At 49.2% G+C, this 19,873-nt stretch carries 25 protein-coding genes; 21 read left to right on the top strand and 4 right to left on the bottom strand.

What is annotated here, in order from left to right; translation table 11 throughout:
* Positions 1–108 precede the first annotated feature (108 nt).
* On the top strand, positions 109–816 hold the full coding sequence (locus F0P93_RS30625; RefSeq protein ID WP_150881600.1) for a M23 family metallopeptidase: 708 nt from the start codon (positions 109–111) through the stop codon (positions 814–816).
* Here F0P93_RS30625 and F0P93_RS30620 read toward each other — a convergent pair.
* The 4 genes from F0P93_RS30620 to F0P93_RS30605 are packed head-to-tail and all read right to left on the bottom strand — an operon-like array spanning position 774 to position 4,884.
* Positions 774–1,199 carry a helix-turn-helix domain-containing protein gene (locus F0P93_RS30620; RefSeq protein ID WP_150881599.1) on the bottom strand — a complete coding sequence of 142 codons (426 nt, stop codon included), beginning with the start codon at positions 1,197–1,199 and terminating at the stop codon, positions 774–776. The genes F0P93_RS30625 and F0P93_RS30620 overlap by 43 nt on opposite strands.
* Positions 1,200–1,212: 13 nt before the next feature.
* Positions 1,213–3,216, bottom strand: a complete 2,004-nt coding sequence (locus F0P93_RS30615; RefSeq protein ID WP_150881598.1) for a YWFCY domain-containing protein — start codon at positions 3,214–3,216, stop codon at positions 1,213–1,215.
* Positions 3,213–4,478 carry a relaxase/mobilization nuclease domain-containing protein gene (locus tag F0P93_RS30610; protein ID WP_150881597.1) on the bottom strand — a complete coding sequence of 422 codons (1,266 nt, stop codon included), beginning with the start codon at positions 4,476–4,478 and terminating at the stop codon, positions 3,213–3,215. Before F0P93_RS30610 ends, F0P93_RS30615 begins: the two co-directional genes overlap by 4 nt.
* Positions 4,444–4,884, bottom strand: a complete 441-nt coding sequence (locus F0P93_RS30605) for a plasmid mobilization protein (RefSeq protein ID WP_150881596.1) — start codon at positions 4,882–4,884, stop codon at positions 4,444–4,446. Before F0P93_RS30605 ends, F0P93_RS30610 begins: the two co-directional genes overlap by 35 nt.
* Before the next feature lie 492 nt (positions 4,885–5,376).
* On the opposite strand from F0P93_RS30605, the gene F0P93_RS30600 reads away from it, so the two are divergent.
* From F0P93_RS30600 to F0P93_RS30505, 20 genes are all read left to right on the top strand, one after another.
* A complete protein-coding gene (locus F0P93_RS30600) occupies positions 5,377–6,147 on the top strand; it encodes a ParA family protein (protein WP_150881595.1) in 771 nt (256 codons plus the stop codon).
* A complete protein-coding gene (locus F0P93_RS30595) occupies positions 6,131–6,532 on the top strand; it encodes a hypothetical protein (protein WP_150881594.1) in 402 nt (133 codons plus the stop codon). The genes F0P93_RS30600 and F0P93_RS30595 overlap by 17 nt, the downstream gene beginning before the upstream one ends.
* A 1-nt stretch (position 6,533) precedes the next feature.
* Complete coding sequence (locus F0P93_RS30590; protein WP_150881593.1) at positions 6,534–7,184, top strand: hypothetical protein; 651 nt, start codon at positions 6,534–6,536, stop codon at positions 7,182–7,184.
* Positions 7,185–7,188: 4 nt separating this feature from the next.
* The gene (locus F0P93_RS30585; RefSeq protein ID WP_150881592.1) at positions 7,189–7,527 is read left to right on the top strand and encodes a hypothetical protein; all 339 of its coding nucleotides are present in this window, start codon (positions 7,189–7,191) and stop codon (positions 7,525–7,527) included.
* Entirely contained in the window at positions 7,509–7,739 is a 231-nt protein-coding gene (locus F0P93_RS30580) for a hypothetical protein (protein WP_150881591.1), read from the top strand. Before F0P93_RS30585 ends, F0P93_RS30580 begins: the two co-directional genes overlap by 19 nt.
* A 116-nt stretch (positions 7,740–7,855) precedes the next feature.
* Complete coding sequence (locus F0P93_RS30575; RefSeq protein WP_150881590.1) at positions 7,856–8,188, top strand: DUF4134 domain-containing protein; 333 nt, start codon at positions 7,856–7,858, stop codon at positions 8,186–8,188.
* Positions 8,189–8,191: 3 nt separating this feature from the next.
* Positions 8,192–8,545, top strand: a complete 354-nt coding sequence (locus tag F0P93_RS31835) for a DUF4133 domain-containing protein (protein WP_150881589.1) — start codon at positions 8,192–8,194, stop codon at positions 8,543–8,545.
* Positions 8,493–10,991, top strand: a complete 2,499-nt coding sequence (locus F0P93_RS30565; protein WP_225309724.1) for a TraG family conjugative transposon ATPase — start codon at positions 8,493–8,495, stop codon at positions 10,989–10,991. Before F0P93_RS31835 ends, F0P93_RS30565 begins: the two co-directional genes overlap by 53 nt.
* Before the next feature lie 112 nt (positions 10,992–11,103).
* A complete protein-coding gene (locus F0P93_RS30560; RefSeq protein ID WP_150881587.1) occupies positions 11,104–12,273 on the top strand; it encodes a TraJ family protein in 1,170 nt (389 codons plus the stop codon).
* A gap of 3 nt (positions 12,274–12,276) precedes the next feature.
* Positions 12,277–12,918 (top strand): conjugative transposon protein TraK, encoded by a 642-nt coding sequence (gene traK, locus F0P93_RS30555; RefSeq protein WP_150881586.1) that lies wholly within the window; start codon positions 12,277–12,279, stop codon positions 12,916–12,918.
* On the top strand, positions 12,915–13,226 hold the full coding sequence (locus tag F0P93_RS30550) for a hypothetical protein (RefSeq protein ID WP_150881585.1): 312 nt from the start codon (positions 12,915–12,917) through the stop codon (positions 13,224–13,226). The genes traK and F0P93_RS30550 overlap by 4 nt, the downstream gene beginning before the upstream one ends.
* On the top strand, positions 13,223–14,461 hold the full coding sequence (gene traM, locus F0P93_RS30545) for a conjugative transposon protein TraM (RefSeq protein WP_150881584.1): 1,239 nt from the start codon (positions 13,223–13,225) through the stop codon (positions 14,459–14,461). Before F0P93_RS30550 ends, traM begins: the two co-directional genes overlap by 4 nt.
* 4 nt (positions 14,462–14,465) lie before the next feature.
* On the top strand, positions 14,466–15,329 hold the full coding sequence (gene traN / locus F0P93_RS30540; protein ID WP_150881583.1) for a conjugative transposon protein TraN: 864 nt from the start codon (positions 14,466–14,468) through the stop codon (positions 15,327–15,329).
* A 23-nt stretch (positions 15,330–15,352) separates the two neighbouring features.
* Positions 15,353–15,913 (top strand): conjugal transfer protein TraO, encoded by a 561-nt coding sequence (locus tag F0P93_RS30535; protein WP_191908967.1) that lies wholly within the window; start codon positions 15,353–15,355, stop codon positions 15,911–15,913.
* Complete coding sequence (locus tag F0P93_RS30530) at positions 15,910–16,311, top strand: TraQ conjugal transfer family protein (protein WP_150881581.1); 402 nt, start codon at positions 15,910–15,912, stop codon at positions 16,309–16,311. The genes F0P93_RS30535 and F0P93_RS30530 overlap by 4 nt, the downstream gene beginning before the upstream one ends.
* Positions 16,312–16,322: 11 nt before the next feature.
* Positions 16,323–17,306 carry a hypothetical protein gene (locus tag F0P93_RS30525; protein WP_150881580.1) on the top strand — a complete coding sequence of 328 codons (984 nt, stop codon included), beginning with the start codon at positions 16,323–16,325 and terminating at the stop codon, positions 17,304–17,306.
* Positions 17,307–17,390: 84 nt separating this feature from the next.
* A complete protein-coding gene (locus F0P93_RS30520) occupies positions 17,391–18,008 on the top strand; it encodes a hypothetical protein (protein WP_150881579.1) in 618 nt (205 codons plus the stop codon).
* A gap of 159 nt (positions 18,009–18,167) precedes the next feature.
* Positions 18,168–18,758 (top strand): hypothetical protein, encoded by a 591-nt coding sequence (locus F0P93_RS30515; RefSeq protein WP_225309723.1) that lies wholly within the window; start codon positions 18,168–18,170, stop codon positions 18,756–18,758.
* A 125-nt stretch (positions 18,759–18,883) separates the two neighbouring features.
* Positions 18,884–19,444: a recombinase family protein gene (locus F0P93_RS30510; RefSeq protein ID WP_150881578.1), complete on the top strand. Its 561-nt coding sequence runs from the start codon at positions 18,884–18,886 to the stop codon at positions 19,442–19,444.
* 126 nt (positions 19,445–19,570) lie between these two features.
* Positions 19,571–19,864, top strand: coding sequence for a hypothetical protein (locus F0P93_RS30505; RefSeq protein ID WP_225309722.1), 294 nt, complete (start codon positions 19,571–19,573; stop codon positions 19,862–19,864).
* Positions 19,865–19,873 lie beyond the last annotated feature (9 nt).

Genomic DNA, 19,873 nt, shown 5'->3' with positions numbered 1-19,873 from the left:
GTAAAAAAGGGTTAGAAATGGTTAAAAATATCCTCACGGAGTAAATCTATTAATTTATGCTTTACATTGTACATATATTGTAAATTTGTTGCCTGAAATCTACAGATTATGTCAATTAATAGACAAATAGCGTGCCTGTTTTTCATTGGCATGTTGGGGGTTTTGGTACCGGTATTCGGGCAAAATTCAGAGAATGGGAATAACGGGAAATCCCGTTATTTAGAAAACGAAACCGATTCGCTTCATTCCGTATTGGACTCGATGGAAATAGAATTGTTAAGATCTACCAAGACCTACAATCAGGTAGATCGTTTGATTCAGACCATCCCGCTGCGAGCGGATTATTTGGATCGGCTGCCCTCCGTTTTTCCGGTGGCGGTACCTATTCAGGAATTCAGTATTACCTCGCCTTATGGATTTCGGAAACACCCGGTTCACAAAAAAACCCGCTTTCACGGCGGCATCGATGTTCGGGCAAAAACCGGCCTGCGGGTAACGGTAACAGCGCCTGGGATTATAAAGCGGGTGGGGTATGATCCGGGGCTGGGAGCCTTTGTTCAAGTGGTGCACGGATTTGGATTCGAAACAGTGTATGGTCACCTGTCCGGCTATTGCGTTCAGCCGGGGCAACTGGTTAAACGAGGAGAAGAAATTGGGAAAGTTGGGCAGACCGGATTAACAACCGGAGCACATCTGCATTATGTAATTCGAAAGAATGGTCAGCCGATCGACCCGCTCAATTTCTGTTATCTGTTGCGCAGACGGCTTTTTCTTCAACTCAGCTCGACGGGAAGGACCAGCTCGCTATCCTTGTGAAAATTTCGGATCTCAACCGCATCAAAACCAAGGTTTTTGAGCTGCTCTTCAAGCTCTGCGCTGTAATCGGTAACGCACTCCTTTATCTTGTTGAGGGTACGGACGACGGCCAGCATCTGTCCACTACTGGGCACGACCATGGGCGTATTCGCATTGTTATCCTCCAGGATCCACTCCTGATTGTAGCCCTGCTTCCGGTAAAATCGTAAGGCCGTCACAAACGATTCGATTGTCCCTTTCGATCCATTTTCCAGCCTGGACAATGTGTGTCTTTCAATGCCCATTTTTTGAGCAACATCATTAACCGAAAGCTCTTCCCCCTGGCGACGTCCCAGGTCTTTGCGCAGATAAATCAGGCGTTTACCAACCGTTTCATTAATCACCTTTCCCCGAGGTTTATGGTTTCTTGGGAGAAAGACCTAGCTCATTGGCAACGCGGGCAGTTTCGTCATCGACGAAGGCTTTGGTGTCCGCTTTGATTTGCAGGTAATTGTTCTGCACCATCTGCTTTAAATCCTCCTCCTGAGCAAAAATAGAAAAATTAGGCAGTTCTTTATATTTCTGCTCATCATTAAAATCGGCCTCATCAACCAGCACCTTCGCCCGGAACGCTTTCAACTCACTGGGCTGTTCGACAGTGTCGGCCACTACGCCTACAAATTCTCCCTGGCTAAGCTGACTGATCTTGGCAGCCGGCGCAATAAAGTTCAGCTCCGTTGAGATGCCGTGCGTTGTGTCTTCCGATTGAATATTAATATTCTCCTTTCGCTGCACATTCTTTCCTAACCGGTTTTGCATCGCTTCCGCAGTAGCTCCCGACGCCTGGCCGCAAATGACGGTACCACAACTGTTTTTAATTACTTCAGCCTGTTCTTTGCCGTATTCGGCATCCAACTGGGAGTAGTCCTGCATGGCCAGGGTAACCGAAATCTTATTGGATCTCCCGGTATTGATCAGATCGCCAATCCCTTCAAAAAACATCGTTGGTATTTCGTCAATAATTACTCCGCACGGGCGTTTACCCTTCTGGTTAATTAAGTTGAGGATTCGACCATTGTAGAGACTCAGGGCTGCGCCGTAAATTTTCTTTTTCTTGCTGTTATTGCCCACGCAGACAATTTTGGGCTCATCCGGATTATTGATATCCAGCATGAAGCCGTTTCCGCTCATCGTCCAGTAGAGGTTCGGGCTGGATAATTTAGCCGGTCCACTTCGGGCGCTGGCCATCTGACCTTCCAACTGATCCATGGCACCGCCTTCCAGTGCCGAAACGAAAATAGCGGCTCTTGACTCCAGATCGGGCCGGTTTACCATAAGCGGAAAAACCTTCCGATAGTCGATGGTCAAGAGCTCAATGACGTGAGGCAGGGTACAGAATATGCCGTCTTTGTAAGTCCTCAGTAGCCAGATCATACACGTTACGTAAGCAATTGGGGTATCTACAAAGAACTCTCCTTCTTTACCAATCCACTTTTTGTTGAGATTCATCATCACCATTTTGGCGCTTTCATAAGCGTCCTCGATGCTGTCCAGATAAACGGGATGGAGCGGGTTGCACCGGTGTGATTTGACCGGATCATCAAAATTGATGCAGTAAAATTTAAGGTTCTTGGGCTGATTTTTTCGGTACCGCATCAGAGCGTTAAAGGCAACCAGAGACAGATCTGAAAATTTGAAATCGTAGATGTACATGGAAAACCCTTTCTCGATCTGCTGCCGAATGATGGCGTTGATCAGACTGTATGTCTTGCCCGATCCGGCGCTGCCAACGATCAGAATACCCCGAAAAGTATTGACGATATTAATCCAGCCCCGACGCATGCGGCCCTGATATTCAAACTCGGTGGAAATGTTGACCGAATGCGGGTTGGTCAGTAGCCGCTCCTCCTGGGGGAAAGTTTCGTTTTCTTTGTTAAAAGTGTCTTTACCAATTCGGGTAAGGATCAGCCGATTAATGCCCTGACTGCCCTTGAGAAGGTACAATAAGCCCACTACGGTAAGCGTCAGGTAAAATAAAGACCCGCCCGCCATTCCCGCCTTTGCCACCAGCCATCCGGTGGAATCGGGGACCAAAAAGGTGCTGCCTAAAAATAAGAAAGCGCCCACCGCCAGATCAGTAATGACGATGCGAGGCTTAAGGGTTACCGATTTGACGCCCCTGCTGCTGATCCCAAAGGTTACAATGGCGCCAGCCGCCAATAACTTCAGTGGCCACGGAGAAGCTAAAAGGCCAAATCCGGCCAGTAGCTTTCTGATCAGGTTGTCCACAAACGGATTGGACCAGCCTAAGCTTTTGAACAGTCCGTGCCACTCTAAAAAGAAGTGAGTCAGTAAAAAGATGATTGACGCCCATAGGGCAATCTCGTTAATTTTAGCCTGGTCTTTGCGGTCATCTCTCATAGCCTAGGTGTTCTTTTTCGGGTCATTTTCTTCAATTCCTGTTCACTTTCTTGCTGATCATCACCATATCCAATTGCGTACAACAATCGTCGTAGGAGTGCGGTATTCGAGTCTGGTTCCTGCTTCTGGTCTTCTGCCAGCGTTTGCCGCTCAGAATCGGGCTGTAGGGCGCGTTCCTGCTTTGGTTTGATATCTTCCTTGGGTAGAGGTGTAAACTCCTCTCCTAGCTGCTTTTTCAAGGCTCCGGCTGTGAATCCTTTGCCCAGTTCGCTGCCGGTATAGATCACCTTCTGTTTGGCATCGAGGTAGCTAATTCCAAACAGGTTCCCGTCTTTGCCCTGGTGAGGAATGACCAGGATGTTTAAGCGCTGAAGCCGTTGCTGAAAGTCAGTCCAGGACCCGGAATCAGCCAGGCGCGTTTCCAGTAGCCGGCGTAATCGTGAAGCGGAATCTTCCTTCACTTTTTTTCCGGATTTAATTCGGCGCTCGACGGTTTCCCGAGTTGGCTGCTGACGCAGGCTGCTCGCTTTAAAGCCTACACCCTGGCGCTGCTCTTCCCTGGCGACTGTATAGATGAGCCCCGGCTTTTTCCCTTCCAGTGGCACCTCAACCGCCTGTACGTTATAAAGCCGCAGTAGCTGATTGTACTGCTCAAAACTGCTGAAGCGAAAGTCATTTAGTACGGTCAGCACGACATTGGTCATCGCCTGCTTGAGATCTCCCTGGCCATAGTGAACCGGCTTGATTTCCGGAAGCGACCTTTTAAGTCCTACCCTTTCGGCTTCCACCAGGTTAAATTCTTTCTCGATCTGCTGCCGTAGTTTGTTGGAGCGTTCGCGTTCAAATTTGTCGCTCACCTTCTCCCCTTTCTCATCAACCCGTACCGAGACAATGTGCACGTGCGTATGATCCGTATCGAAATGCTGATAGACGGCATATGGTTGCCGGCCATAGCCCATTCCAAGCATGTACCGATCGGCGATATCCAGCAGCTCATCACTGCTGGGCTTCTCACCTGGAGCCAGCGATAAGCTGACGTGAAAGGTCGGTTTTGATATCCGCGCATTGATAGCGGCCTGCTCCTCGAGCAAATACGCGACTTGCTGTTTTTGTACCTGTTCCGGTGGTACGAGGATTCCGACGTAATTGCGTAAAGCCAATCGCTGAGCCTCGCCCTGCTCTACCTTTTCTTCGTTGTAATAAACAGCACCCCTGGGGTTGCTTCCGCTACTGATTCGCGCTACCATTTTCCGGATGATCATTCGTGGAGTAGGCACTCATCAACATCTCAATTTGAGCTCCTACTTCCTTCATTTGACTGGTCAAAGTATTCGTTTCACGCTGCAAATCCTGATAGTCTGTTGTACTGTTGATGCGCTTGGTAGCCTGATTAATATTGATTCCAATGCGCAGCATATCGGCACGAATTTCGCGCAGCAATGACAGTATCTTTTCGTCTTGGGCGCTGCTTTCTGACTTCAGAATGAGCGGATGTTCCAGGCAGGCAGCACGGACAAAGGCCGACAAACTGCGCGCTTTTGTGTTACGTTTTCGGCGCATCAGGCTTTGGTATTCCTCCTGCGTGAATAAAGTCTTCACTGGGATGTCGGCCTTTTCGCTGGCTTCCTTCGTGGGCCTGCCCCCGCGGTTCTTTTTGGGTTCTTCCATTCAAATTTTTATCTGAAACAAGCCGACTTCGGAGGCTTGTAATACCCCGGTCCTGTGAAGGTGGGGAAAGTTTTTATGGCAATAAAAACACATCTTGCTTTTGACACGCAGCAAACTTTTTTGGAGTGCCAAAAACTGGAATTTCGTAGCTCCTGGGCATGAATTCCAATGCGCTTTTTTTGGCCATGCCTTTGCCTCATTTTGAATCCAAAACAGGGATTAGCAAGCCTCTACCTATTGAATAAAGAACTTTAGTTATAAAGAACTTTAGTTGATCATATTGGCTAATATTGTAGTTCTTTATTTCTTTAGTTCTGTAGTAGTAATAATATACAGAATACAAGCAGTCAAGAACTACGGCAGCTAAGATATAAATTAATTAGGTTATAAAGCAATCAAGAAGTTTATAAATAAATAAATTAGTAAATAAATTTATAAAGAACTTTGATTTCTAAGAAATAAAGAATATTGTTGCGCGAACGAAACCGTTTCATGATGAGCAAATCGAAAAATCCACCGTTAAAAGAATCAGGATCTCCGGTCGTCCTGGCTTTCGCCACTCAGAAAGGAGGGATGGGTAAAACCACTTTATCTGTACTGGTGGCCTCCTACCTTCATTACCGGCGTGGTATACCCACTGCCATTATCGATGTTGATACCTCCCAGTTGTCAGTTTACAACCAACGGATCCGGGAGGTTGAAAGTCTGGATGAAGAAGGACAAAAACGGATCGATGAGCAAAAGACAGATCAGAAGGAATCGGTTCAACCCTATCCCATTCTGAGCGGATCTCCTGTTGCGGTTCCGGAGCTTTTGAAAGACCTTCCGGAAGACATCCGTTTGGTTCTTCTGGATATGCCCGGTAGCATCGATGTGGAAGGCTATGACCTGGCCCTGAGCCACGTCGATATGCTGATTGTGCCGATGGAAACATCCGAGTACTCGGTAACAACGGGTTTCCAATATTTGACGGCCATCAAAGAAATCGGGCTGTTGCCCCTGGATCATTGCCGGGTGGTATGGAATAAATTTAAAGCATCACGCGATGGCAGCCTGGCTGATCAGTTGGAAGAGGGATTTTTAGGATATGGTTTTCATTGTCTGAAAAGTCGGATACCGCAACGAGACTCTTATCAGGATGCGGCCAACCGATCAACCTTGTTTCCAATGCCCGCAGCTTACCTTCGCAATAGTGGCTTGAAAGACTTATTTTTTGAAGTAGAAGACCTTATCAAACTTATTCAGTATGAACGAATCCAATAAAACCCTGGCTGAGGTGACTCGCCAAAAAAATCAATCAAAGCTAGCCAGCTCTCTGATTCCGGCAGCTCCGAAAATGACACCTACCCCGGTTTCAGCTGTTCAGGCGCCAGAGGTAGTTGAAGAAAAACCGGTCGTTCAATCACAACCGGTTGCAACAAGCCCGGTAATACGGACTGAACGCAAGCGGTCTTCCAGCATCATTCTGGAGGACGTTGTTAATCACCTTCCCCCGGAAAACGGGAAAGGGTATAACAAGATGATTGGTATTTCCGAAGAGCATCATGAACTGCTCCGGGAATTGAATTTCAAGTATCGCAAACCGATGACAGCCATTTTGAGCAACGTATTGGAGCTCTTAAGCCAGGCGTATCAAAAAGAAAAATAATATGTTCAGCCAGTACACTTGGGGGGATTTCTTTTTAGTAGTTGGGGTGGCCGCGCTGGTTTATTATGCATTTGTTGGCTGGAAATTTTACCGGGAGGACATCCGGGATTTCTTCAGCAGCAAGTCCACGAAACCGGCCAACACTCCAATCGTTGCCCCGTCCGATGAAGACGAAGATCTCTCGGAATTTATTGACGTTACGACCTACCAAGGTGCTCCCGCGAAGGCGGGGGCACTGGCTGAGCCTACTCCAGTAGTGCCGGCACCCGTTCAACCGGCAGCGCATCAATCGGTATCCTCGACACCGGTTTCCGCAGCTACTGAAGTTGAGGAAGCAATCGAAGCGGATGACTCCGAACCGGTAGAGCCAGAAAATGAGGAGGAAAACGAAGAGGTTGACCTAGCGGAAGCTCCGGTACTGGAGGCCTCGGCCGACGATGGGTTTCTCTTGCCCATGGGCGGTATTTTCGAGCCTCAGGGAGAACAGGACTTAAACAGGGTCATCGAAGCAGCTCAGGACCTGGAAAAGCAGCCGGACGGAACCGCTGTCGCCAAAACGACTGGTGAACGAAAGTCGACGCTATTGGCGGATGTAATCAACAATCAGCGCCCGAAAAGCATGGCTGAGATTCTCTCACAATCAAAACGGTAATGCTATGAATACCTTCGGTTTTTGGGACTTTGTGATGTATGCGCTGCTGATCGGCCTGGTCTTGTTTGGTATCCGTCTGGCTCAGTTCTTAGGCCGGATTTCCGAACGCCTGGTGGCGGTGATGGTGCAGGCCGGATTTCCCAGTTTCGCCCGGGCTATTTTATGGCTGGTTGGATACGATCGTGATACCTATCTGAAATCCCGGTTGATTTACTGGAATAGGGTAGGGGTACGATTTGCGTTGTTTTGGGGAGGCTTAATTCTGTTGGCAGGTATTCTGACAATTCTGAAGGAGGGCCGAACGATTCATGCCGTTATGCCGTTATGCCTTTCTGGCTTTTAGGGTTAGGTCTTTACCTGGCTTACCGTTGGCTCAGTTCAGTAACCACTCCATTCGAACAAGAAAGCGTGGAACAGGAAGAAGATGTATTCAAATTAATGGACAAGATTAATCCTCGTGAAATGCAACAAAAAGCCGGTTCTAACGCATTAAAAGGCCGTTATACCTTAGTTAGACCATGGGATTATTTAGATGAGTTATTTAATCACCAATAATTTTTTTTGTCTTGTATGCTACATAATATGTCTAATTGTTTTTATTTGTAGACTTATTATGTTACAAATACAGTTTTTTCATTTTTTTACTCCAATTCACTTTTACACGTTCAGTTATGTTCAATCGTAAACTTTTCTCTCAAAAAGGGCTACTGACACTTGTAGCCTTGATGTCTGGTAATCTGGTCGCCATGGCGCAACAGCCGGCGGCTGGTAATGGTGCAGCAGCGCTCAGCTCAACCGCTACGACCATCCGGAGTTACGGCGTTGCTGCCAACACCATTGTGCTGGCCATCGGTTTGATTATCGGTTTGGTTGGCGCCATCCGGGTGTATTCGAAATGGCATAACGGTGATCCGGACACGATGAAAGCGGTGACCGGCTGGTTTGGTGCGGCATTGTTTCTGATTGCGGTTGGCACCGTCTTGACCGCCTTCTTCGGCGCGTAATCCATGCTGGAAATCAACAAAGGCATTGGCAAGCCCGTAGAGCTGAAGGGTCTGAAAGGCACTTACCTCTACTTAGCTGTGGGAATTGTAGCGTGTAGCTTGTTTCTGGCGCTGATTCTCTACGGGCTCGATGTCAACACGTATCTAACCACCGTCATCGTACTTTCTCTTACGCTCGGTGGCGTCTGGTATTGTATGCGAATGTCGGCCAAGCATGGCATGTGGGGGCTCATCAAACAGGAGGCAACTCGTACCCAGCCGAAAGCAATCATCATTAATTCAGCCAAACCGTTCGCCAAACTCCGTGAAACTAAACGCCCGAACCCTCGAAAAGGCCCTACCGCTTCTGGCCGTTGAGAACAACTGTCTGATCAGCAAGCTGGCCGATATCACCGTTGGCTTTCGTTTGCTCCTTCCCGAAATCTTTACCCAATCCCCGGAAGACTATCGATCCTTGCACAGTGCTTTATGCAAAGCCATTAAAATGCTGCCAGTGGGTACGGTTATCCATAAGCAGGACTGGTTCATGGAGGAGAAATACCAGGCTGATCAGGATCATGATGACACCAGTTTCCTGACGCTGGCGTTTCAACGTCATTTCGTCGAGCGCCCATTCCTGAACCATTATTGCTACCTCTACATAAGTAAACTGCCCAGATCCCGGCAAAAGCAGAAGAGCACCCGGCATTCGTTAACCCGACGTCGGCTTGTCCCGAGGGAGCAGGTTGATCCCAAAGAATTACAAAGCTTCTTTGACTCAGTTAGTCAATTCGAACGGATTTTGCAGGATGGCGGCATTGCGGCCGAACGCCTGAAGGATGAGGATTATGTCAGTGGGAAAGGGGATAGAGGGATTGTTCCGAATTACTTCCGATTACAGCCTGACGGCCGGCGTAAGGTTACCCTGGAGGATTGGGACATCGACGGCCACGTCAGGGTAGGGGATAAGCAGGTCATGTGCTTCACGTTGTCCGATGTGGAGTCAATGCCGCACATGGTCGACGTCATGGCCGGCTACGGCCCTCTGTCGTCGGACAGCACCCAATTCGCGGTGGGTAATGTGCTGCCGGTTGGGTTGATGCTGCCCTGTAATCACATCTACAATCAATACATCTGCATCGAAGACGGACCCGCGGCTTTGCGGGAATTCGAACAGCAGACCCGGTACCTCAACTCCCTGTCGATGTATTCCAACGAGAATGCCATTAACCGGGACTGGACGCAGAAGTTTATTCAGGAAGCCATTCAGCAACAGCGCACGGTTTGCCGGTCACACTTCAACCTGATGGTGTGGACGGAAAAGCCGGAACAGATCGATTACCTGCGTTCCCGGGCCTCTGCCGCTATTGCCCAGTTGGATTGCCTGCCAAAGCACAATACCCAGGATGCCGCCCGGCTTTTATGGGCGGGTATACCGGGCAATGCCGGCGACCTTCCGTTGGATGATACGTTTTACACCTTCGTCGAGCAGGCGGTTTGTATGTTCAATCTGGAGTCATCCTACCGCAGCTCCCTGTCGCCTTTTGGGATTCGGCTCTGTGATCGGTTCGGAAAACCGGTGTGGGTGGACCTGTCGGATGAGCCCATGAACCGGGGCTGGATTACGAACCGGAACAAATTTATTATCGGGCCTTCCGGATCCGGCAAATCATTCTTTACCAATCACATGGTTCGCCAGTATTACGAGCAGGGAACGCACGTTTTACTGGTCGATGTGGGACACTCGTACCGGGGGTTGTGTGAAATGATCAACCGGAAAACGCGCGGGCGGGATGGGGTGTACCTGACGTATGAGGAGGATAACCCGATTACGTTCAATCCCTTCTATGCTGAAGATGGCGTGTTTGATATCGAAAAGAAAGAATCGATCAAAACCCTGCTTTTAACGCTCTGGAAGAAAGAAACGGAGCCATTCACACGGACGGAAGAGGTAGCCCTATCGGATGCCGTCGAACAATATTTGAAGCTGATCAAAAAGACGCCTGGCAAAGGTAGTTTCAATGGTTTTTACGAGTACTGCGATGCCCAGGAGGGCTTTCGGGCTTATCTGAAGGAGAAAAAGTACGAGAAGGATTACTTCGATGTGCAGAAGTTCCTATTGACCATGCAGCCGTTCTACAAAGGCGGTGAGTATGATTACCTGCTGAATTCCGATCTGAAAATTGATCTGCTCAATAAACGATTCGTCGTCTTCGAACTGGACAACATCAAAGATCACCCGATCCTGTATCCGGTCGTCACACTGATCATTATGGAAACCTTTGTTTCTAAAATGCGCCGGTTGAAGGGCGTCCGTAAAATGATTCTCATCGAGGAAGCCTGGAAAGCAATTGCCAAAGAAGGCATGGCCACCTACATCCAGTACCTGTTCAAGACCGTCCGGAAGTACTTTGGTGAAGCCGTCATTGTGACCCAGGAGATTGATGATATCATCGGCAATTCGATTGTCAAGGATGCGGTCATTAACAACTCGGATTGCAAAATCCTGCTCGATCAATCCAAGTATCAGAATCGGTTCGATGAGGTACGTCAGCTGCTGGGCTTGACCGAAAAGCAAAAGCAACTCGTCCTGTCGGTAAACAAGGATCTGGACCCGATGCGCAAATACAAAGAGGTCTTTATTGCGCTGGGTCACCGCTCCAAAGTCTATGCGACCGAGGTGAGTCTGGAGGAATATGCCGCCTATACAACGGAGGAAACAGAAAAGTACGAAGTGCAACAGCGCACGGCCGCCAATGGTGGAGATATTCAGGTCGGTATCATTGATTTTGCGGACGCCCGAAGAGCCAAGGCCGCGGTTTAGTGGCCCGCGAAGTCAACCCCGCCTTTTTCAAGATAAGTAAGATGGGCCTGTTTTTCAATGGGTTAAAAGCAATGTCATTTTTCAAAGCAAGGAAACACTTATCCAATTTGCCATGATTTTACTACAGGCCGCTCAGCCCGGTGCGGGAACCTACGTTGACTACGATTTTTACCGCAAGTTCGAGTCTTTCGAGGCTTCGATCACGCAGGCTTACAAAGAAGTGCTCCAGGGGATGGGCAACTTTGGCGACGTCGCGGCTTCGATTGCCGGTATTGCCGCCAGCCTCTTCATTGGCTTTAAAATCCTGCGGCATCTGGCCTATGCGGAGGGAGTGGACGTGTGGCCACTGCTACGGCCGTTTGCTATCGGTTTTTTAGCCTTGAATTTCACCCTAGTGACGGACTTCATCGGCGCGATGATCAAGCCACTGGAAACCTCTACCCAGAACATGATCGATGTGCAGACCACCCGCATTCAGCAAATCGAAAACCTGCGTCAGCAAAAAATGCAACAGCGACTGGCGGAAATGGATCAGAAACTGGATGAGATGAGTGGCTGGCAGATCGGGCAGTACATGAGTCTGGTGGTCGAAAAATATCGGCTGTATATCAACGAAGGATTCAATGATTTCCTGAAAAACCTGTTCTACGCCGTTTACCTGGCGGCTCGACTGGTGATTCTGACCGTCAGGGCGTTTTTCATGATTGTGCTGACGATGATTGGCCCCCTGGCGTTTGCAATTGCCATTTTTACCGGCTTTCAGGATTCTCATTTGCTGTGGATCGCCCGCTACGTGCAGGTATCGCTCTGGTTTCCGCTGGCCAACATTCTAGGTACGATTGTCACCTATTTGCAGGGCAAGGTGATCGCTCTCCAGTACCTGGAATTGACCAACAATGTACCCGATGAAGCCCAGAGTGGGAAGATCATCTACATCGTGTTCATGATCATCGCTACACTGGCTTATTTCACCATCCCAACGATCTCCAGCTACATCATTTCCTCATCCGGCGTAGGCTCCGCCATGCAACGCATCACCAGCATAAGCACCGCGATCTCGGCTGCCGCCGTCAGTGCCGCTTCGCCGGCTGCACTGGGAGCTGCCGGCATGGTCGGAAAAGGAGGGATGGCCGTGGGTGGAATGGCTGCCGACGTCGGTAAGATGGGATTAGGCGCTACAATTATGGCGGGCCAGGCGATGGGTCAACAAGCCCAGTGGTACGGCCGCGCGGCTCAGCACGAACTACGAAACATTACCGGTTCCAACCAGCAAACCAGTTAAGTTATGGCTCAGGATCAAACCTTTTTCAAGTCTCTTCGCAATCTGGAGACCTCCTATCGGAACATCCGGATTCTGTCGATCATCATCATCACCGCCTGCGTTCTGATGACCATCGGCAGCCTGATATTTGCTTACAAAGTCGATTCCGATTCCGATAATCGGGTGTACGTCGTTGAGCAGGGCAAAACGCTGATCGCGGCTCTCCGGAAAGATGTGCGGGAGAACCGGCCCGTTGAGGCTCGGGATCATATCCGGCGTTTCCACGAACTGTTCTTTACCCTGGATCCGGATGGTAACAGCATCGAGGAGCATATCCGGGAAGCTCTGCCCTATGGTGATGAAAGCATTGAGCGGCTGTACCTGGATACGAAAGAAAAGGGGTATTACAGCAACCTGATTCAGGCTGCGGCCTCGCAGGAGATTCAGGTGGACAGCATCCGGCTTGATCTGAATCAGTATCCCTACCGGTTCCGTTCGTTTGCCCGTCAGCAGATTATTCGGCTCACCAAGGTCACCACACGCCGGCTGATCACGGACGGCTACCTGCGTAATGTCAGCCGATCCGAGGTCAACCCGCACGGTTTTCTCATTGAGCAGCTCGAAATCGTAGACAATTCGGACATCGAAGAACGGCTACGGCGATGAGGCTGATTGGGAAAAGCATTTTGGCCGTCAGCGCCTGGATCAGTGGCCTATCCAACCAGGCCCGGTTAGCCTTAACGGGCTCCATTTTTCTGCTGCTGCTGGGCTCCAGTGTCTATAAACTGGCCACCGCCTGGCCGAAGTTACAGCAGCCGGCGCCAAAGCTTAATCCGCAGGAAATGATTGAGCCCATGCAGCACCTATTTAATCAGGTAAAGAACCCCAGTTCAAACCTGAGGCAGGATCGCCATATCAGTCGACTGGACAGCCTGGCGAAAGAATACCTCAGCAAACAACCCCAGAAACGATGAACACGACCGCCACGCTCATGCCCAATTCGGATGAGGCATTTTATCACAACCGGAAAGCGTATCTGGTGTTTCCGCTGATCGTATTCCCTTTTCTGGCCGCCCTGTTTTATGTGGGCGGTGGAGGCAAGGGGATTCCGAAAGAGCGGCAAGGACAAACCGCCCAATCGGTTGGTTTTAATGCCAAAATTCCCACCGCTGAGAATTCAGAACTGAAGCGGCCTTCGATTGGCCATTCTGTGATTGGAAGTGCTGAGGGTCAAACGCTTTCGGAGTTTTCCAATACGCAGAAGGTTACGGTTACCAACAGCCTGAGGGAAATACCGACAGACGAGATTCCCAGTGAAAAGATCAATACGACTCAGGCGGCAAATGGCCTATCAAATTTGCATGCTGAGTCCACCGTGCCATCGGTAGAGCCACAGTATGCCAGCCGAACGCCGAAGGCTCGGAACGGTCGAAAATCGGCCCGTCAGCAAGGATTCCAGTACCATCCGGCTCAACCTTATTATGTGGGTACCAATCAAACTGATCAGCAACTGGAGAGCCAATTAAGTACTTATCAAACGAAGCGATCCGCAGGGCAGCCGACGAGTCAGCCGACATTTGGTGCAGCACCTACCGCCAGTGACCAGCAATCGGTCCCGAGTATGATCGAGCTGGCAGATAATAACAAAGCGACCCGTTTAGCCGACTACTCACCGGTGGTGGAAAATCCCTTCAATACGGCCGAAGTTGGCGCAGGACGTCGGGAGGCTCAAAAAACGACACTGCAAAGTTCGGGCTACACCAAGCGCGCGGTGGCCACGATGATTCCGGCGGTCATTCACGACGATCAGAGCGTGCGACCTGGCCAGCCGGTAAAGCTGCGGCTGACCATAGCCATTGTTGTCGACGGTATCAATGTGCCGGCAAATACGATTGTCCACGCCATTTGCAAACCGGAAGGGGATCGCATCTTCCTGGTTGTTCGCAGCCTGCAACTCAATAGCCAGTTGATTCCGCTGGATCTGGAAGCGGTTGATCTGGATGGCGGTACGGGGGTCAATGCGCCCGGCCTGTCGGAACAATTGGGAGGGCAGTTGAAGTCCTCTGCTGTTCAGGGCGTTCAGGTTCCTACCGGAAGTGCGCTGATCAATACAGTCCTGAGTACGGCCCGGTTCGGAGCATCTTCGGCCGTTCGTCAATCAACTATTCACCTCAAAGGAGGCTATCACCTGTATCTAAAATCCATCTAACACCATGCGAAAACTACTCCTTTTAAGCTTACTGGTGCTTTCTGCAGGAGCCACCCGCGCGCAGATTGCCTACTCCCAAAATCTGGACAAGAACACCTTTCAGACCTCCTACGCTATTAAGGTCAGTTCCAACAAGACAACTCACCTGATCTTTCCATTCGAGATCAAATACGCTGATCTGGGCAGCAAGGAGATGGTCGGTGAAGCGGTGGCCACTGCTGGCAACGTATTCCGGATTAAAGCCACCGGTCGCACTTTTCTGGAAAGCAGCCTGACGGTGATCACCTCCGATGGGCGCTTATTCAGTTTCCTGGTCAGCTACGATGAAAATCCGCTGGTCTTGACCTATGACCTGACCAAAGTAGGCATGGGCGCGGTTGTCCCGAAAACGGCCCAGGTAAGCACCGGTTCACCGGCACGTCTGGCGGATCAACTCAATGGGTTGGGAGAGCGGGCCATGACTGCCAAGCGCCGGATTAAACACATCGGTACGGAGCAGCAGGGGATGAACCTGCACCTGAAGAATATCCTCTATAAAGACGATGTGATGTTCCTGGTATTGGGGCTTGACAATGATTCAAAGCTGGATTATGATCTGGATTTTCTTCACGTATTCGTTTCTCAGTCCAAGAAAACCGGTGAAAGCTCGGCTGCTCAAGATGTGCCTGTCGATGCGATTAAAATCTTCAATGCCAGCGAAAACACGGTTCCGCACCGTAAGGAAATTACCAAGGTGGTGGCCATCGGAAGGATGACGCTGGAGAAAGACCGTCGGCTAATAGTCCAGGTCAATGAAAAGGAGGGAGGACGTATGTTGACGCTCCCGATCGGAACCGAAGAATTAGCTTCAGCTCGCCCACTGCTATGATCAATCATTTAGTTTTCGCTCTCTTGATAGTCTGCCTTAGCGTGGGTGCGAAGGCCCAGCTTCACCAGGCAGGACAGACCGCGGTCGAAGTGTCTGGCGGGGCGCTGGATGGGTTTCGGCTTCCCAGGCAGGATAACTTTGGCTATTTCGCTGGTGTCGCCTTCAGCAAATACCATTCGCGCTATCTCTACTGGAAAGCCGGAATGCAACTGAACCAGAAAAATTATGCCTATGATGCTACCCGCATTCCCTTGCAGCAGTGGCTCGGTACCGCCGAGATTTACACGCGCATTTTGGGGCGCGTGAGTCAGTCGCTGATCATCAACGCGGGGATCGGTGCAGCAGGTGGCTATGAATCGGTGAATAGTGATCGCCGATCGGTAGAAGGTGCCCAGATTGGAAACCGCTCCAAATGGGTCGTTGGTCCGACTGCGGCAATCGAGGCTGAATACCTGCTGACCGGCAATCTGATCCTGATCGCCCGGGCGAAAGAGCATTACCTGTTCCGGTCTTCAGTAGCCAATACCCGGTTTAACGCCGGCGTGGGTATCAAAATCATTTTACCATCCAAAGACGACGAATGAAAAAGCTGTTTCTACTCGCCTTATTGGCCCTCTCAGGCTGTCAAACGGAAAGTCTTGATATTGCAGCTCCTTACCGAATCAAGCTCAATGTGACTGCTGAAAGTAATACGCCCAGAGTCGAACAATCGGTTTGGGTAAACCTGAACCTGCAAACTGACTCCTATTATTCGACTACCGGTTATCAACTTGTCTTCTTCCAGCAAACCGGCTTAGGCCGTCTCCGGCTCGATACGATTCCGGTTCCTCAGAAAGTCGCTGTTGCGCTGCCCCTGGGACAATCCCGTTGGATGTTTACACCAGCCGCAGCGGGAACCTGTCAGGTCGTTTTGGTAGCCAGGCAGGAGCGTGGCTATACCCAACCGGATACCGTCCGCCTTACGTTTCAAGTCAAACCTTAATTCCCATTCCCATGAGAAAGTTATTCATTCTTATCGCGGTTAGCCTGGCGATGGTCCTGGTAACAGCGCACGCCCAAATCAATATTTCCGGTGATGCCAACACGGAAGCGGCTGCCAAACTGGAAATCATTCGCATCATTCAGGAGCGTATTCAGAAAATGACCATCGCTGAAATAAACTCCCGGATCTTGGTTTCCAAAGGTGTAACCAGTTATTACAAGGTAGATGAGATACTAAAAATGCACAGTGAGTTGTGGGGACTAAGGTCTAAATACGTCACGATGGCAAGCAATCTGGAAAAAGGAAATTCTGGATTTAGTGCCACAAGCGGAAATGGATTTTCGTTTAAATACATGGAGCAGTATAATGGAGCCCTAGGCAAAGCCGATGCGATTAAAAAGCAACTTAAAACACTCACTACTTCAGGCAATATGATCCAGTTGCCACCATTGCCCGTTTTTAATATCTCTTTTGCTTCGAATAACGGATCGAACCCCGCAAATGACTTGTCACAGGCTATGACGGATCTTATGGCTAGTTACGGAGTACTGGCTCCCGAGGACTGGGATAAGATGGACCCTGCAAAGCGTCAGGAACTGGAGGGAAAATTGGGCGCATTGAAGGATGAACAATATCGACAAACAATGGTAAAAGGCAACAGCAATGCCAGTAAGCTGGTGACGATGGTTGCCAATATTGTTGCTCCAGGATTGGGAAATATCCTCGCCGGCGTGTCTTCCGGAAAGGCAGTTTCTACGCTCGTTGGTTATGTTGTCGACAACTTTCAGATGCCCACCGAATACTACACGTCGGAAACCCTAAAGCTAACCGATTCAGAACGAATCAGGATTATCGATGAGCTGCACCTGCGGATGTCCGAACTCTATCAGCAAACTATAGCTCTGGGAGCCAATATGAGCAGTGAGGCCAAAAAGCGGTACGGTGAGATTACCGAGCAGCGGAATGAGATGATCCTTCATGCTCCTAAGAAATAAAATGCAAATCCTCGCTTTTTAGTTTATGTAGTTGTATCACATTTAAAAATTGCAAATTAAAATTTTAGTCTTTAACCCAAGTGTATGAAAAAGGTCAGTATTTGGTTGATCTGTCTGGTTATTTTAGCCATGTCGGGGTGTAACAAAGACCCTGACCCCGAGTTGCCCAGCTACCTGGTCATACCCTCTTCACTATCTAATTACAAGGGCTCCGGAAGGATTTCTATCTCAGGCGGTCTTACACTTGCAGCAGAAGGGCAGGAGAGGGTCCAGGTTGGCGGAAAAATCTCCGGTGTGCTGGCCAGCGCCTACTTTGGTGATGGAGTATTAATTAATGCAACCTTTAACCAACCCCGTATTTTTTCTGAGAGTTCTCAGGTGCCAGCAGAATTCAGGTCGAATGCCGACCTGCGAATCATTAAGACCGTTAATTCCGGCACGTACCCTATGGGCCTGATGGACCCAAATCCGCGCGGTGAAATTGCTGATCTGGTATTGAACCTTCCTGGACCTCAGATTTACATTACTGAACAAGGTAGTTTAACGGTCGAGTCTTCTACCATTATCCGTCAGGAAGGTACCTATTCGCTTTACCGGATCCGAGGTAACTTTGATGCAACACTGGGTGGATACGGTACCGGTATCACCAATAAAAACCCGCAGGTTTCCGGCACGTTTGATGTGTTGGCTGTAGCTAATTAGCCATAACTTTCTGAACCATCCCTTCAATCCGACTCGTCATCTTCTCCTTTCAAAAAATTCTGGGTCAAAAAGTATGTCCAGGTAATTTTTTGCTTTTGTTTTTTTGAAACTAACTTGTTGAGCCCGTGTGAATCTGATTTAACCTTGTCATTTTTGATTATGAAGCTTCCAATTACCCCAATCCCGGTCGAAGACATTATTCTTTTTATTGAATCCTATCGAAATCTAGAGAAAATGCCGCTGGAGGATGGATTTGCCCATCTGCGGGCTATTACACCTTCCATTTTAGGAGAAAATGAAGAAGACCTGAAAGAACTGCGCCAACATTTCCGAAACCACTGGTACTCGAAAAATCGGGCATTTGGTCAATTCTATCTCAACCTTTCCCATTACCGCCAAGTGTACCTGCTCAATCACTGGAACATCTTTGATTGGCAGGATGAGGAATACACCGGCACCTGTCTGCGCAATCCCTTTGTGCGGGTTGCGGGTCGGCCACCGGCTAAAGCGTTTCAGCTCCATCAACTCGTCAAATTTTTTGAAAACCACGGCATAAGCCAAGATCTGTTAGATCAGTTTTCGTTACCTCCAATTGACGATTTTGATAAGCGGTTTGGCAATGCAACAAATTGGGGTGATTATGTCCTTACCCTCACCGATCCGGAGCCTTTACTTCGTTATTTGATTGAGTACGAACGTGAAGCCGGGTATGATTTTGACCCGTCCATTCTTCAAAATGGGCCTGAGTAATTTTTTGACTCAATGAATTCTGTTTATCAACGAATTGACAGACATGAATGCCTGTGAGCTTGGGAAATCAGTGGCAGTAGTCAGACAAATGCCCGTTCCGATCAATCCAACAAACCTATTACGCGATGAATAAAGTATTTGGTTACGCCCGCGTATCCACCGTCGATCAGAACCTGGATACCCAGATTGATACCTTACAGAAGTTCGGTTGCGATGAAATCTTTCAGGACAAAGTTTCCGGAGTTCACGTCAGCCGACCTGCACTGGATGAATTGATTTCCAAATTACGTGAAGGGGATACCGTTGTGGTGGCGCGTTTTTTTCGGTTGGGTAGGAGCAGGGATCACCTCATTTCCCTGATCAGCCAGTTTGCTCAGCAAGGCATTCAGTTTAGGGCATTGGATTTAGGCGTGGACAGTTCCACGCCAGCCGGTAAGATGGTCTTGCAAATCTTTGCTGCCTTAGCGGAATATGACCGGGAGAGTATTCTGGAAAAGACGCGCGCGGGTCAGCTGCTGGCCAAAGCGAAGGGCAAACATATTGGTCGACCCAGTGGCATTGATCCCGAAAAATTCAAGAAAGTGAAGAAAGCTTTAGAAAAAGGTCTTTCCGTTTCGGAGACCGTGAACCTCACCGGGATTAGTATATCCAGTGTCAAGCGGTATCGAAAACAGATTCAAAATTGACGGAAATAGGAATAGGGTTTTGATCAAAGTCCGCAAACGATTTGTAGTTCGATTATATCTTCGGCTAGAAAGAAACTCAGAGTCACACAGTTGCGGCATTATAGGATTATGGCGAACTTGCACCACATGAGACAGAATTTTCGGGCCGATTACGAATATACGGTTGACGAGGATGCCGCTATTATTGCCATTGTCGATTTAGACCTGGGCAACAAATCGGTGACTAATGATATGGAAAATGTCCTTGGTGACATCAAACGGGAATTGGGCACGTTGGCCGGCTTTTCCGTGATTTATAAAGATAGCTTAGGTCGGTGGGATGGCGTTCGACTGGACGAAAAAGGTACCGTGCATTTCTATGGTCTGGGCGAATCCGAACCGGAAAAAGCCGCCAAGCGCTTGTTGCACCCTTGCCCTTAAAGTCGTATT

The sequence above is a fragment of the Larkinella humicola genome (assembly GCF_008727875.1).
GTDB lineage: Bacteria > Bacteroidota > Bacteroidia > Cytophagales > Spirosomataceae > Larkinella > Larkinella humicola.
Note: the sequence above shows the minus strand (reverse complement) of the source record. Positions and strands in the feature narration are given on the sequence as shown.

Bases quoted from the DNA above. Each gene is read 5' to 3' on its own strand.
- F0P93_RS30625 (WP_150881600.1), top strand. From the start codon at position 109: ATGTCAATTAATAGACAAATAGCGTGCCTGTTTTTCATTGGCATGTTG.
- F0P93_RS30615 (WP_150881598.1), bottom strand. From the start codon at position 3,216: ATGAGAGATGACCGCAAAGACCAGGCTAAAATTAACGAGATTGCCCTA.
- F0P93_RS30610 (WP_150881597.1), bottom strand. From the start codon at position 4,478: ATGATCATCCGGAAAATGGTAGCGCGAATCAGTAGCGGAAGCAACCCC.
- F0P93_RS30605 (WP_150881596.1), bottom strand. From the start codon at position 4,884: ATGGAAGAACCCAAAAAGAACCGCGGGGGCAGGCCCACGAAGGAAGCC.
- F0P93_RS30600 (WP_150881595.1), top strand. From the start codon at position 5,377: ATGATGAGCAAATCGAAAAATCCACCGTTAAAAGAATCAGGATCTCCG.
- F0P93_RS30595 (WP_150881594.1), top strand. From the start codon at position 6,131: ATGAACGAATCCAATAAAACCCTGGCTGAGGTGACTCGCCAAAAAAAT.
- F0P93_RS30590 (WP_150881593.1), top strand. From the start codon at position 6,534: ATGTTCAGCCAGTACACTTGGGGGGATTTCTTTTTAGTAGTTGGGGTG.
- F0P93_RS30585 (WP_150881592.1), top strand. From the start codon at position 7,189: ATGAATACCTTCGGTTTTTGGGACTTTGTGATGTATGCGCTGCTGATC.
- F0P93_RS30580 (WP_150881591.1), top strand. From the start codon at position 7,509: ATGCCTTTCTGGCTTTTAGGGTTAGGTCTTTACCTGGCTTACCGTTGG.
- F0P93_RS30575 (WP_150881590.1), top strand. From the start codon at position 7,856: ATGTTCAATCGTAAACTTTTCTCTCAAAAAGGGCTACTGACACTTGTA.
- F0P93_RS31835 (WP_150881589.1), top strand. From the start codon at position 8,192: ATGCTGGAAATCAACAAAGGCATTGGCAAGCCCGTAGAGCTGAAGGGT.
- F0P93_RS30560 (WP_150881587.1), top strand. From the start codon at position 11,104: ATGATTTTACTACAGGCCGCTCAGCCCGGTGCGGGAACCTACGTTGAC.
- traK (WP_150881586.1), top strand. From the start codon at position 12,277: ATGGCTCAGGATCAAACCTTTTTCAAGTCTCTTCGCAATCTGGAGACC.
- F0P93_RS30550 (WP_150881585.1), top strand. From the start codon at position 12,915: ATGAGGCTGATTGGGAAAAGCATTTTGGCCGTCAGCGCCTGGATCAGT.
- traM (WP_150881584.1), top strand. From the start codon at position 13,223: ATGAACACGACCGCCACGCTCATGCCCAATTCGGATGAGGCATTTTAT.
- traN (WP_150881583.1), top strand. From the start codon at position 14,466: ATGCGAAAACTACTCCTTTTAAGCTTACTGGTGCTTTCTGCAGGAGCC.
- F0P93_RS30530 (WP_150881581.1), top strand. From the start codon at position 15,910: ATGAAAAAGCTGTTTCTACTCGCCTTATTGGCCCTCTCAGGCTGTCAA.
- F0P93_RS30525 (WP_150881580.1), top strand. From the start codon at position 16,323: ATGAGAAAGTTATTCATTCTTATCGCGGTTAGCCTGGCGATGGTCCTG.
- F0P93_RS30520 (WP_150881579.1), top strand. From the start codon at position 17,391: ATGAAAAAGGTCAGTATTTGGTTGATCTGTCTGGTTATTTTAGCCATG.
- F0P93_RS30515 (WP_225309723.1), top strand. From the start codon at position 18,168: ATGAAGCTTCCAATTACCCCAATCCCGGTCGAAGACATTATTCTTTTT.
- F0P93_RS30510 (WP_150881578.1), top strand. From the start codon at position 18,884: ATGAATAAAGTATTTGGTTACGCCCGCGTATCCACCGTCGATCAGAAC.
- F0P93_RS30505 (WP_225309722.1), top strand. From the start codon at position 19,571: ATGAGACAGAATTTTCGGGCCGATTACGAATATACGGTTGACGAGGAT.